Here is a 12741-nt window from a genome sequence, read left to right on the forward strand (position 1 = left end):
GTGCCGCGGTGCCGGTCGGGGCCGTGGGGGCTCTCGGGGGCCGTGGGGCTCGGGCGGGTCGTGGGGACTTCGGCCGGCCGGGGGCCGGCTGGGTCAGGGCTTGAACTCGACGGGCAGGTTGGCGGCCTGCGCGCCGGTGGGCGGCACCTGGAGCGTCTTCAGCGCGAACTCCATGACCTGCTTGTAGATCGGGCCGCAGATGTCGCCGCCGTAGTAGCTGCCCTCGGTGGCGTTCTGGATCGCGCAGTAGACGGTGACGCGGGGGTTGTCGGCGGGCGCGAACCCGGCGAAGGACGACGTGTAACCGCGGTATCTGCCGGTGGCCGGATCCACACGGTTGGCCGTACCGGTCTTGCCGGCGACGCGGTAGCCGGGGATGCGCGCCTTCAGACCGGTGCCGTGCTCGTCGTCGACGACGGACTCCAGCATCTGGGCCAGTTCCTTCGCCGTCCCCGCGCTCACCACCCGGCGCTTCTCCGGCTCCGGGGCGGGGCTGAAACGGCCGTCGGGCCCCTTGGTGCCGCGCACCAGGGTCGGCTGGATCCGGACCCCTCCGTTGGCGATCGTCGAGTAGATGGACGCCGCCTGCAGCGCGTTGATGGAGAAGCCCTGGCCGAACGGGATCGTGTACTGCTGCGAAGTGGACCACTTCTCGGGCGGCGCCAGGATGCCCTTGGTCTCGCCGGGGAAGCCGATGCCGGTGTAGCTGCCGATGCCGAACTTGCGCAGGTAGGAGTAGAGGACCTTGTTGGCCTCCGCCTGGGTCCGGCCGAGCCGGCCGGTGGCCATGATGGTGCCGATGTTGCTGGACCTGGCGAGCACGCCGTTGAGCGTGAGGTACCAGGTCTCGTGGTCGACGTCGTCCTGGAAGAGCCGGTCGCCGCGGTGCAGCCGGTTGGGCACGACGACGTGCGTGAGCGGTGTGGCCGCCTGCTTCTCCAGGACGGCGGCCATGGACATGACCTTGGCGGTGGAGCCGGGTTCGAAGGCGTCCTGGACCGCGGCGTTGCCGAGCGCCGCCGGGTCGGCGTGCGCCAGGTCGCCCGGGTCGAAGCCCGGGGAGTTCGCCATGGCGAGGATCTCGCCGGTCCGGGTGTCCTGCACGATCACGTAGCCGCGGTCCGCGTCGGACTTGCGCACCTGCTCGGTGATGGCGTTCTGCGCGGCCCACTGGATGTCGCGGTCGATGGTCAGCTCGACGTCGGTGCCCGGCACGGCCGGCGTCCCGCTGGAGCCGGCGGTGGGCACCTCCCGGCCGCCGGACTGGGTGTAGCGGATCTTGCCGGGCTTGCCGGCCAGCTGCTTGTCCAGCTGCTGCTCGATGCCGCCGCCGCCCTTGCCCGCGGCGTCGACCCAGCCCAGGAGTGCGGCGCCGAGGTCACCGCCCGGGTAGACGCGCTTGGTGCTGGGCTCGGAGAAGACCCCCGCCAGCACGTTGACGGTGGACCCGTCCGCCTGCCCCTTCTTGGTGAGCGCGGCCTTCAGGTCCTTGATCTGGGTCCACACCTGCGGGGTCTGGCGGCGGGCCAGCAGCACGTACCGCGTGTTCGGCGTGCGCAGCTTCTTCGCCAGACCGGCCTGGTCCTGACCGATGATCGGGGCGAGCAGCGCGGCGGCCTGTTCGGGTCCGTCGCCGACCTTCAGGGTCTCGCGGGTGAACATGGTCGGGTCGGCCGTGATGTCCTCGGCGTCCACGCTGGTGGCGAGGGCCACGCCGGTGCGGTCGGTGATGGCGCCGCGCTCGGCGGCGATCGTGTGGACCACGTAGCGGTTCTCGTCGGCCTTGGCCGCGTAGGCGCTCGCGTCGACGGCCTGCACCTGCAGCAGCCGGACCACGAAGACGAGCATCACCAGGGTCAGCGCGAGGGCGACCATGCGCAGCCGGGGCCGGGGGCTGCCGAGGCGCAGGACGCGCACCGGCGGGGGCCGCCAGGTGGAGCTGGGGCGCCGGGCCGGACGGGCGCCGGGGCCGGGACGCGGCCGGCTGCCGCCGGGGCGGGCGGGCCTGGCGGGTCCGGGCACGCGGCGGCGCGGCGGTTCCCTGTCGGTCACTTCCGTCACCTGCCGGGGGTCGGGGTCGTGGCGGGCTGGGGGGCGGTCATGGCGGCCGGGCCGCCGGGGGCGGCGTCGGTGGCCGTGCCGCTTCCCGGGACCGTGGGGGGCGGGGTCTGCGGGGGCGCGGTGGGGCCGGTCTGCCCGGCGGCCGGGGCGGTGGTGCCGGTGGTGGTCCCGGGGTAGCCGGCGTTCGCGGCCGTGAGGCTCTCGGGCGGCCGTACGGACACGGGCAGGTCCTGCGCGAGGGACTGCTCGGCGGCCGAGGGCACGCCCTTGACGGTGCCGTCGGGGTTCAGGAAGGCCGGGTCGCCGCCGGGCACCATGCCCAGTTCGAGGGCGCGTCGCTGGAGGGCGTCCGGGGCCGAGTAGGAGTCGATGTCCCGCTGGAGGGCCTGCTCCTCGTCCGTGAGGCTCTTGGTGTCCTTCTTCAGGTCGTCCATCTGGAACGCGCCCTCGCTGAGCGCGGAGTTCAGCACCAGCAGGCCGATGAGGCCGCCGCCCAGGAGCAGCACGACGAGCAGCACGAAGGGGGCGCGGGCCGCCTGCCGCCCCTTGCCCGGCAGGAGCCGCGCCAGCCGGGCGGCACGGCCCCGCAGCTCGGGTTTGCTGCTCACTGGTCCCCCTGGCTCACTCGGCGTCCTCCCTGATGCGCTCGGCTCCGCGCAGCCGGGCCGGTGCCGCCCGCCGGTTCACGGCGATCTCTTCCTCGGTGGGAAGTTCGGCACCACGGGTGAGCAGCTTGAGCCGGGGCTGGTAGCGCTCGGGGACGACCGGCAGGCCGGGCGGCGCCGTCGTGGCCGCGCCGGCCGCGAACACCTGCTTGACCAGGCGGTCTTCGAGCGACTGGTACGACAGTACGGCGATCCGTCCGCCGACGTCGAGCGCCTTCACGGCGGCCGGGATCGCCCGCTCCAGCACGGAGAGTTCGCCGTTGACCTCGATGCGCAGGGCCTGGAAGGTGCGCTTGGCCGGGTTGCCGCCGGTGCGCTTGGCGGCCTGCGGCAGCGCGTCGCGGATCAGCTCCACCAGGCGTGCGCTGTTGCTGAACGGCTCCTTCTCGCGCTCGCGCACGACGGCGGCCACGATCCGCTTGGCCTGCTTCTCCTCGCCGTAGGCCCGCAGGATGCGCACGAGTTCACCGGCCGGGTAGGTGTTGAGCACCTCTGCGGCGCTGATCCCGGTGGACTGGTCCATGCGCATGTCCAGGGGCGCGTCCTGGGCGTAGGCGAAGCCGCGGCCGGCCTCGTCGAGCTGCATGGAGGAGACCCCGAGGTCGAACAGGACGCCCCGCACGCGCGGGATGCGCAGCCGGCCGAGCACGTCGGGCAGTTCGTCGTAGACGGCGTGCACCAGGGTGGCCCGCTCCCCGAAGGGGGCGAGGCGCTCACCGGACAGGCGCAGCGCCTCCTTGTCGCGGTCGAGGGCGACGAGGCGGGCCTCGGGGAAGCGGGTGAGCAGCGCCTCGCTGTGCCCGCCGAGGCCGAGGGTGCAGTCGACGACCACCGCTCCCGGCCGCTCCAGGGCGGGTGCCAGGAGGTCCAGGCACCGCTGGAGCATCACGGGGACGTGTCGGCTGTCGCTCAAGGGGCCCTCTCAGGTCCGGCGCGCCCCGCACGCACCGCCGGGTCCCCGGCCGCTCGCGAGACGATGGGGCCCTGCCGGCGCCAAAGGCGTCAGCCGACCGGGAGCGGGTGGGGGCCGAGCCGTACGTACGCGCCGCGCACGTGGGGAGGCCGTTCGGGTGTATGCCGGGGTCTCCGGTGAATGCAGTGCAGCAGGGAGGGCCGCGCCTCCCGCCTCGCGTCACTTTAGTCGACCCGGTCGCCCGGTCAATCAACCGGCCTGCGCGTCGCCCGCCGGAGTGCCGGGACACGGCCGCCCGCCGGAATTCACCCGCACGGACGCGCCTCGCCCTGTGTATGAAGTCGCTCACAACAAGCCACGGAGGCGTTCTTTGTCCCTTCCCTTGACGCGACCGCGGCGCGCACGCCCAGTAACGTCATGAGTATGACGACTTCTGCATCAGTTCCCGCCAACTCCGAGGGCGCCATAACCGACCACTCCGTGATCGACCGGCTCGTCGCGGCCAACGGGACCTACGCCGACGCGTTCACCGACCCGGGCATGGACGCCCGGCCCGTCCTGCGGGTCGCGGTGGTGGCCTGCATGGACGCCCGCCTCGACCTGCACGCCGCGCTCGGCCTGCGGCTCGGCGACTGTCACACGCTGCGCAACGCCGGCGGCGTGGTCACCGACGACGTGATCCGTTCGCTGGCCATCAGCCAGCGCGCGCTCGGCACCCGCAGCGTGGTACTCATCCACCACACCGGCTGCGGCATGCAGACCATCACCGAGGACTTCCGGCACGACCTGGAGATGGAGGTCGGGCAGCGTCCTTCGTGGGCGGTGGAGGCCTTCAAGGACGCCGACCAGGACGTGCGGCAGTCGATGCAGCGCGTGCGCACCTCGCCGTTCCTGGCGCACACCGACGACGTACGCGGATTCGTGTTCGACGTCAGGACGGGCCGGCTGCGCGAGATCGACCCCGCGTGACCCGCGTGCCCGCCCCCGGCGGTCCGGCACCGGCGGTGCCGCCGCCCACCCGCGCCGAGCCGGTGCACGGCCGGCCCGGGTGACCAGGGGCGGGCCTCGCGCCGTCCCCAGCGAAAAGTCGTAGAACCCGAATATCGCGGTCAGTTGTCCACAGGCGAGTGACACGAATCGGTAACGGCGGCAAGAATGCGGGTGTGACATCACGCGGAACCGTTCCGGCGTGGTGTCCGTGTTCGGGGTGGGCCCGGTCCGCGCAGCGGGACGTCGGCCCGGAAAGTCGGGGAATCCCCCGCTCGGTGACGGGTGCGGGGAAGGGCGAGGAGGGCCGGGTGACGACCTATGACGATCGAGCGAGCCAGGGGGGTGCCCCCGCGCGAGCGAGGTCGAGCGTGGGGGACGATCTGACCGCCACCGTGGAGCGGGTGCGCACTTCGGTGGAGGCGGTGATCGAGGGCAAGCCCGAGGTCGTACGGCTCTCACTGACCGTGCTGCTCGCCGAGGGACACCTCCTGATCGAGGACGTCCCCGGGGTGGGCAAGACGATGCTCGCCAAGGCGCTGGCGCGGTCCATCGACTGCTCGGTGCGGCGGATCCAGTTCACGCCCGACCTGCTGCCGTCGGACATCACCGGCGTGTCCATCTGGGACCAGCAGCGCCGGGACTTCGAGTTCAAGCCGGGCGCCATCTTCGCGCAGATCGTGATCGGCGACGAGATCAACCGCGCCTCGCCCAAGACCCAGTCCGCGCTGCTGGAGTCAATGGAGGAGCGCCAGGTCACCATCGACGGGCAGACCTACGAACTGCCCAGTCCTTTCATGGTGGTGGCCACCCAGAACCCGGTCGAGATGGAGGGCACCTACCCGCTGCCCGAGGCGCAGCGCGACCGCTTCATGGCCCGGGTGTCCATCGGCTACCCCAGCCCGGACGCGGAGTTGCGGATGCTGGACGTGCACGGCGGGGTCAGCCCGCTGGACGACCTGCAGCCGGTGACGCACGCGCACGACATCGTCAAGCTCGTGGAGGCGGTGCGCTCGGTGCACGTCGCCAAGGCCGTGCAGCGCTACGCCGTCGATCTGGTCGCCGCCACCCGCACCCATCCCGACCTGAGACTCGGCGCCTCCCCGCGCGCGACGCTGCACCTGCTGCGCGCCGCTAAGGCGTCCGCCGCCCTCAGCGGACGGGAGTACGCGCTGCCGGACGACGTGCAGGCGCTCGCCGTGGCGGTACTCGCGCACCGCCTGCTGCCGACCGCGCAGGCGCAGCTCAACCGGCGTACGGCCGAGCAGGTCGTCGAGGAGATCGTGCAGCACACCCCGGTGCCCGCGGCGGCCCAGGCGGGCGGCGGTCTCGGCATGGGCCACACCACGCCGGAGTTCGGCCGGCAGCAGCCGCGGAGGCTGTGATGACGGACGGGGGGCCCACACGCGCGGAGGACGAGCGGGGCGGACGGGGCGGCCTGCGCACCGCGCTGGACGGGCTCACCACCCGCGGACGGTCCTTCCTGGCCGCCGGGATCGCGGCGGCCGTCTGCGCCTACCTCCTCGGGCAGAGCGAACTGCTGCGGGTCGGGCTGCTGCTGGCCGTCCTGCCCCTGGTCTGCGCGGCCGTGCTGTACCGCACGCGCTACCGGGTCGCGGGCAGCCGCCGCCTCTCCCCCGCGCGCGTGCCCGCCGGCGCCGAGGCCCGCGTGCACCTGCGGATGGACAACGTCTCCCGGCTGCCCACGGGCCTGCTGATGCTCCAGGACCGGGTGCCCTACGTCCTCGGGCCCCGGCCCCGCTTCGTGCTCGACCGGGTGGAGCCGGGCGGCCGCCGCGAGGTGTCCTACCGGGTCCGCTCCGACCTGCGGGGGCGTTATCCGCTGGGCCCCCTGCAACTGCGGCTGACCGACCCCTTCGGGATGTGCGAGCTGACCCGCTCCTTCTCGACGCACGACACCCTCACCGTCGTCCCGCGCGTGGAGCCGCTGCCACCGGTGCGGCTGGGCGGCGAGGCCAGGGGGTACGGCGACGGCCGGCAGCGTGCGCTGGCCCTGGCCGGTGAGGACGACGTGATCCCGCGCGGGTACCGCCACGGCGACGACCTGCGCCGCGTCCACTGGCGCTCCACCGCGCGCTACGGCGAGCTGATGGTGCGCCGCGAGGAACAGCCGCAGCGCGCCCGCTGCACCGTGCTCCTGGACACCCGCGCGGTCGCCTACCGGGGCGCGGGCCCCGACTCGGCGTTCGAGTGGGCCGTGTCGGGAGCCGCCTCCGTCCTGGTGCACATGCTGCAACGCGGCTTCTCGGTGCGGCTGTTGACGGACACCGGCAGTTCGGTGCCCGGCGAGGGCTCCGACGGGTTCGCGGGCTCGGGGCAGGAGTCGGCGGACGCGGCCGGGCTGCTGATGGACACCCTCGCCGTGATCGACCACTCGGACGGGGCGGGCCTGTCGCGCGCGTACGACGTGCTGCGCGGCGGCAACGAGGGCCTGCTGGTGGCCTTCCTCGGCGACCTCGACGAGGCGCAGGCCACGATGGCCGCCAGGATGCGGCAGCGCAGCGGGGGCGCGGTCGCCTTCGTGCTGGACAGCGAGGCCTGGGGAGGCGAGGCGTCCAACGGGCCCGGCGGCCCCGCCGACCGTGCGGCGGAGCGGTCGCGGATGCTGCACGACGCGGGCTGGACGGTGGTGAGCGTGCCACGGGGCACCTCCGTGGACGAGGCCTGGCGCCGCGCGGACCAGGCACGCACGGGCGCGGCGGGCCGGCCGGACCTCGCGCCCCCGCCCGGGGCGGCGCCGGGGGCGCCCGCCGCGACGGCCGTGGGCGCGGCACGCGGGCCGGGCACCGGGGCGGGACCTTCATGAGCGCCCCGCCGGGCCGGGTGCGGGGCGCGGCCCCGGGCGGCCGCAGCGGGCGCGGTGCCGGGCCGGGCGGTGCGTGGTGTTCCGGAAGGGTGAGTGACGGCGGGGGCATGCGGGGCGGGACAGGTCCGGTGGGCCGGGGAAAGGTAGGGGCATGAGCGGGCGGACACGGTTGGCGCTGTGCGCCGCGGCGGCCACGCTGATGGCGGCGTGCGCGTTGCTGCCCCTGGTCTCCCCCGCTACCTGGATCCTGCAGGTGACGCTGATGCTCGCGGTGCAGTCCGGCGTCGGCGTGGCCGCGCGGCGGGTGCCGCTGGCCCGGCCGCTCACCGTGGCCGCGCAGGCCCTGGTCACCCTGCTGCTGCTGACCCTGGTCTTCGCCCGGTCCCAGGCCGTCGCCGGGCTGCTCCCCGGCCCGCAGGCCTTCCGCCACCTGGCCGCCCTGTTGCAGCAGGGCGGCCAGGACGTGGGCCGGTACGCGATCCCGGCACCGCTGTCCGACGGCATCCGGCTGATGCTGATCGGCGGGGTCCTGGTGATCGGGCTGATCGTGGACACCCTCGCGGTCACCCTGCGCAGCGCGGCGCCCGCCGGACTGCCGCTGCTCGCGCTGTACTCGGTGGCCGCGGGACTGTCCGACGGCGGCACCGCCTGGCTCTGGTTCCTCCTCGCCGCCGCCGGCTACCTGATGCTGCTGCTGGTCGAGGGCCGCGACCGGCTCTCGCAGTGGGGCCGGGTGTTCAGCGGCGCCTCGCGCGCGGCGGGCGGCGAGTCCGGCGGGGCGGTGGCCCCGATCCGTACCGGGCGCCGGATCGGCGCGGTGGCACTGGGCGTCGCCCTGGTGGTGCCGCTCGCGCTGCCCGGGATGCGGGGCGGGCTGCTGGACCCCGCCGGGGCCGGGGCCGGCTCGGGCATCGGAGGCGGCGGCACGATCTCGGCGGTCAACCCGCTGGTCTCCCTGCGCGACAGCCTGAACGTCGACGAGGACCGCACGGTCCTGACCCTGCGCACCGACTCGCAGGACGCCTCCGACCTCTACCTGCGCATCGTGTCCCTCGACGACTTCGACGGCACCACCTGGAAGCCGTCCCAGCGGCGCATCGTCGGCGTGCCCGACCCCTTCCCCGCCCCGGCCGGCCTGAACGGCGCCGTCCGGCGCACGGAGATCACCACGTCGATCGCCGCCGCCGACTGGTACGCCCAGGACTGGCTGCCGATGCCGTACCCGCCGAGCGGCGTCCGGATCGACGGCAACTGGCGCTACGAACCCGTCGGCATGACCCTGGTCGGTGACCACGGGCAGAACACGCGCGGCTTGAACTACCAGGTCAAGAGCTTGGATGTGCAGCCCACCGCGGAGCAGCTCGCCCTCGCCGGGGAGCCTCCGGCCGCTGTGGTCCGCGAGTACACCAAGGTGCCCAAGTCGCTGCCGGGGCTGGTGGCCGACACCGCCCGCGCGGTCACCGAGGGCGCGGCGAACCACTACGAGCAGGCGGTGAAGCTCCAGGACTGGTTCGCCTTCGAGGGGGGCTTCCAGTACGACACCCAGGTCGAGGCGGGCACCGGCTCCGAGGCGATCTCACGGTTCCTGAAGGACAAGCGGGGCTTTTGCGTCCATTTCTCCTTCGCGATGGCCGCGATGGCCCGCACGCTGGGCATACCCGCCCGCGTGGCGGTGGGCTTCGCTCCCGGGACGCCGGGGGGCGACGGCTCCGTCGAGGTGGGTCTCAAGGACGCGCACGCCTGGCCCGAGCTGTACTTCGAAGGCGTCGGCTGGACCCGCTTCGAGCCGACGCCGACGCGGGGCACGGTCCCGCAGTACACCGAGTCGGACCCCTCGAACACGACGCTGCCGAACCCGGCGGTGCCCTCGCCGCAGAGCAGCTCGCGCCCCTCCACCGCGCCGTCGGCGAGCACCGGGTGCACGCCACAGATGAAGAAGCTCCAGGAGTGCCCGAGCCCGTCCGCGCAGGCCGCGCTGCCCACCGGCGGGGACGGCCCGAAGTGGTACGCGGTCATGGGGTGGGTGCTGGGCGGACTCGCCGTGGTCGTCCTGCTGCTGTCACCCCTGCTGTGGCGGAAGCGCAGGAGAGCGGTCCGGCTCGGTGCGCACGGACGCGGGGCGGCGGACGCTCCCGCCCACCGGCTCGCCCTCTGGCAGGAACTCATCGACACCGCCTGGGACTTCGGGATCCTCCCGGACGAGTCGCAGACCCCCCGCAAGACGGCGGCGCGGATCGCCCGGCTCGGACGCCTCGACGCGGCCGCCACCGCCTCGGTGCACCGGCTGGCCGACGCCCTGGAACAGGTGCTCTACGCGCCGAGCCCCCGGCCGATGCCGGGGCTCACCGAGGACGCCCGCCAGGTCGTCGCGGGACTGCGGGGCGCCGCCTCGCGGGGCGCCCGGCTGCGCGCCGTGCTCGCCCCCCGCTCGATCACGCGGCTGGCCTGGGCCCTCTCGGCACGCTGGTCGGCCCTGCGCTCCCGGGCGGCAGCGGTCCGCCCGGCCCTGCGCAGACCCTCACGGCAGCAGGGCTGAGCGGCACGGGCTGCGGACGGCACGAGGGCAGGGCCGTCCGGCGCCCGGAGGGGAAGGGCGGGGCGGCCGTCCGGTACGGCAGCAGCCGGCCACGCCGTGCTGACCGGCCTGCGCCGGCACCGCCCTGCGATACGTAAGGGGCCGGCCACTTCTCGTGGCCGGCCCCTCGGCACGGTCTTGGAGTACCACTGCACGGAACTCACGGGGACCCCGGAACTGCGGAACTAGCGCCCCTGCTCGTCACGGCGGCGCTGCCAGCGCTCTTCGATACGGTCCATCATGGAGCGCTTGGGCCGCACCGGGCGTCGGGCGTGCGGGCCGCCGGCGGGCTGCTCGCCCGGTTTCGGGGCCTTGCGCCAGCCGGTCACGGCCAGCAGCGCGCATCCCAGCATCACCAGGAAGCCCACCACACTCACCCAGGGGTACTGGGCGATCACACCTGCCATGAGGAGCGCGATACCTACGAGGAAGCCCGCGACCGCCTGGTAGACCCGCCGCCGGGTGTACGTACGCAGCCCGCTTCCCTCGAGCGCCGACGCGAACTTGGGATCTTCGGCGTACAGCGCTCGCTCCATCTGCTCGAGCATGCGCTGCTCGTGCTCAGAGAGCGGCACGGAGTCCTCCTCATCGTGCAGTCGCCGGGGCGACCCGGGGGGTCCCTTCAGGATAGGCAGGGAATCGCCCCCGTGAAACCCGCCCCTCTGCGCCAATTGGCCAACCGAATCCGCCACGGCGGAGCCGACTCGCTGAGGCTTCCATTCCCCGGCGGCCGGCCCGTCATGCCGGACGGTCTCCCTCGATCATACGGCGCCCGCACCTGGATCGGGGGGCCTGTGGCACACTCCATCCCCGGCCGGGACGCCGATCGGTGACCCTCCCCACCGGCCCGCTCAGGCCGCTGCGGCACCCCTGGTCTCGCCGAGCACGTGGAGCTGTGTGGCCACGGAGTGGAACGCGGGCAGTTCGGCGGCCGCCGCCTCGAGCTGGAGCAGCGCGTCCAGCGCCCCCGGCTCGGTGTCCACCAGGACGCCCGGCACCAGGTCCGCGAAGACCCGTACGCCGTGCACCGCGCCGACCGTCAGCCCCGCCCCGTCCACGAGGGCGGTGAGCTGCTCGGCGGTGAAACGGCGCGGCACGGGGTCGCTGTCGCCCCAGCGCCCCTGCGGGTCGCCGAGCGCCTGCCGGGCCTCCTTGAAGTGACCGGCCAGCGCCCGGGCGAGGACGGCACCGCCGAGACCGGCGGCGAGCAGGCTGAGCACCCCCTCGTCGCGCAGGGCGGCGGCGGCGTTGCGCACGCCCTCGGCCGGGTCGTCGACGTACTCCAGGACGCCGTGGCAGAGGACCGCGTCGTAGCCACCGCGCTCGACCACGTCGAAGAGCCCGTGCACATCGCCCTGCACGCCCCGCACCCGGTCGGCCACACCCGCCTCGGCGGCACGGCGCTCCAGCGCGAAGAGCGCGTTGGGGCTGGGGTCGACGACGGTGACGCGGTGGCCGAGGCGGGCGACGGGCACGGCGAAGTTGCCGCTGCCGCCGCCGGTGTCCAGGACGTCCAGGGCGGTGCGGCCCGTGGCCTTGACCCGCCGGTCGAGGGCGTCCTGAAGGACGTCCCAGACCACGGCGGTGCGCAGGGAGGCGCGGGAACGGGAGGGGTCGGAGCGCAGCGACGACGTCGGTCGGGAGTGGTGGTGGGAGACGGGCGGGCGCATCGGGTCCGACACGGCAGTTGACTCCTCGCGGCGGCACCGCCTCAGACACGGCGGAGCGATCGGGCTGCCCGCCCGGCCGCCCGGAACACGGGAGGTGGGAAGGCTTCAGGCGGGTTCCACCCTATTGCCTGTCCCACCCGCTGCGCTCCTCGCCTCCGCACGCCGGACCGCCGACGGCGGGTGCACACGGCCGGCCGGGAAGCACCGGCGTCAGGGGGCGGCGTCAGCCCGCGTTCGGTATGCCGCCGCCGGCGGGGCGCGGCTTGCGGTCCTCCTCGGCGGGGCGGGGCGGGGGCAGGACCGGCTGGAGGACCAGCATGCGCTCGACGAGGCGGAGGAACATCGCCACGTCCCGCATCAGGTCGTCGGCGTCCCGGGGGCCGGCCGCGCCCTGGACACCGGCCTCGGCCAGGGCACGGCGCCGGGCGCCGGAGGCGAACAGCGCGCTCCACTCGGTCAGTTCGGGAGCGATCTCGGGAAGCACCTCCCAGGCGCTGCGTATCCGCGCCCGCCTGCGGGGCGTGGTCTCCGGGCGCCCGCGCGCGGCGAGGACGGCCGCGGCGGTGCGCAGGGCGGCGAGGTGGGCCGTCGCGTAGCGCTCGTTCGGGGTGGGGAGGACTGCGGCTTCTTCCAGCCCGGCGCGGGCCTGGGCGAGCAGGTCGAGGGCGGCGGGCGGGGCCGTGGCCCGGCGGAGCACGGGGTGCACGTCGCTCGCCGGGCCGGTCAGTGAGGGGGCAGGGCCGGTGGCGCGGCGCCGACGGGCGGCGGCTGCGGACGAGTTGGCCATGACGAACCTCCTGTCGTCTGGGTCACGGCACGGGTGCCGTATGTACCCATCGTGAGGTATGCCACTGACAATCCGGTCTGACCTGGTCTTTTCGTCCTTCGCGACGCTCTGCCGCGGGCCGCGGGTCGTGGGTCACGCGCCGCCGCCCGTACCGCCGTCCCGGTGCGCCGCGCCCGCCGCCACCATCCCCCTGTGCCGCGCCCGCCCCCACCGTCCGCCGCCGCGCCCGCCCCCCCTGCCGCAGCCGCCCCCGCCC

Annotated in this window: 10 protein-coding genes; 4 read left to right on the forward strand and 6 right to left on the reverse strand. The window is 74.5% G+C overall.

Going from position 1 to position 12741, the window contains the following annotated elements; translation table 11 throughout:
• Nucleotides 1–93: 93 nt before the first annotated feature.
• The 3 genes from IG64_RS33670 to rsmH are packed head-to-tail and all read right to left on the reverse strand — an operon-like array spanning nt 94 to nt 3639.
• Nucleotides 94–2052 carry a peptidoglycan D,D-transpeptidase FtsI family protein gene (locus IG64_RS33670; RefSeq protein ID WP_037863379.1) on the reverse strand — a complete coding sequence of 653 codons (1959 nt, stop codon included), beginning with the start codon at nt 2050–2052 and terminating at the stop codon, nt 94–96.
• Nucleotides 2053–2057: 5 nt separating this feature from the next.
• The gene (locus IG64_RS33675; protein ID WP_037863383.1) at nt 2058–2669 is read right to left on the reverse strand and encodes a hypothetical protein; all 612 of its coding nucleotides are present in this window, start codon (nt 2667–2669) and stop codon (nt 2058–2060) included.
• Nucleotides 2670–2682: 13 nt separating this feature from the next.
• Nucleotides 2683–3639: a 16S rRNA (cytosine(1402)-N(4))-methyltransferase RsmH gene (gene rsmH, locus IG64_RS33680; RefSeq protein WP_078884373.1), complete on the reverse strand. Its 957-nt coding sequence runs from the start codon at nt 3637–3639 to the stop codon at nt 2683–2685.
• 423 nt (nt 3640–4062) lie between these two features.
• Between rsmH and IG64_RS33685 the strand changes: the two genes are divergently transcribed.
• The 4 genes from IG64_RS33685 (at nt 4063) to IG64_RS33700 (ending at nt 9989) form a co-directional block, all read left to right on the forward strand.
• Nucleotides 4063–4608: a beta-class carbonic anhydrase gene (locus IG64_RS33685; protein WP_037863387.1), complete on the forward strand. Its 546-nt coding sequence runs from the start codon at nt 4063–4065 to the stop codon at nt 4606–4608.
• 329 nt (nt 4609–4937) lie between these two features.
• The gene (locus IG64_RS33690; protein ID WP_420710030.1) at nt 4938–6011 is read left to right on the forward strand and encodes an AAA family ATPase; all 1074 of its coding nucleotides are present in this window, start codon (nt 4938–4940) and stop codon (nt 6009–6011) included.
• Nucleotides 6011–7453: a DUF58 domain-containing protein gene (locus IG64_RS33695; RefSeq protein WP_051813631.1), complete on the forward strand. Its 1443-nt coding sequence runs from the start codon at nt 6011–6013 to the stop codon at nt 7451–7453. The genes IG64_RS33690 and IG64_RS33695 overlap by 1 nt, the downstream gene beginning before the upstream one ends.
• Before the next feature lie 151 nt (nt 7454–7604).
• Complete coding sequence (locus tag IG64_RS33700; protein ID WP_037863393.1) at nt 7605–9989, forward strand: transglutaminase TgpA family protein; 2385 nt, start codon at nt 7605–7607, stop codon at nt 9987–9989.
• 224 nt (nt 9990–10213) lie between these two features.
• On the opposite strand, the gene IG64_RS33705 is transcribed toward IG64_RS33700, so the two are convergent.
• The 3 genes from IG64_RS33705 to IG64_RS33715 form a co-directional block, all read right to left on the reverse strand.
• Nucleotides 10214–10603, reverse strand: coding sequence for a DUF3040 domain-containing protein (locus tag IG64_RS33705; protein ID WP_037863395.1), 390 nt, complete (start codon nt 10601–10603; stop codon nt 10214–10216).
• Between the two features lie 276 nt (nt 10604–10879).
• Entirely contained in the window at nt 10880–11710 is an 831-nt protein-coding gene (locus tag IG64_RS33710) for a class I SAM-dependent methyltransferase (RefSeq protein WP_037863397.1), read from the reverse strand.
• 211 nt (nt 11711–11921) lie between these two features.
• The gene (locus tag IG64_RS33715) at nt 11922–12485 is read right to left on the reverse strand and encodes an SAV_6107 family HEPN domain-containing protein (protein WP_037863400.1); all 564 of its coding nucleotides are present in this window, start codon (nt 12483–12485) and stop codon (nt 11922–11924) included.
• Nucleotides 12486–12741 lie beyond the last annotated feature (256 nt).

It is taken from the genome of Streptomyces sp. NRRL S-340, assembly GCF_000720185.1.
Classification (GTDB): domain Bacteria; phylum Actinomycetota; class Actinomycetes; order Streptomycetales; family Streptomycetaceae; genus Streptomyces.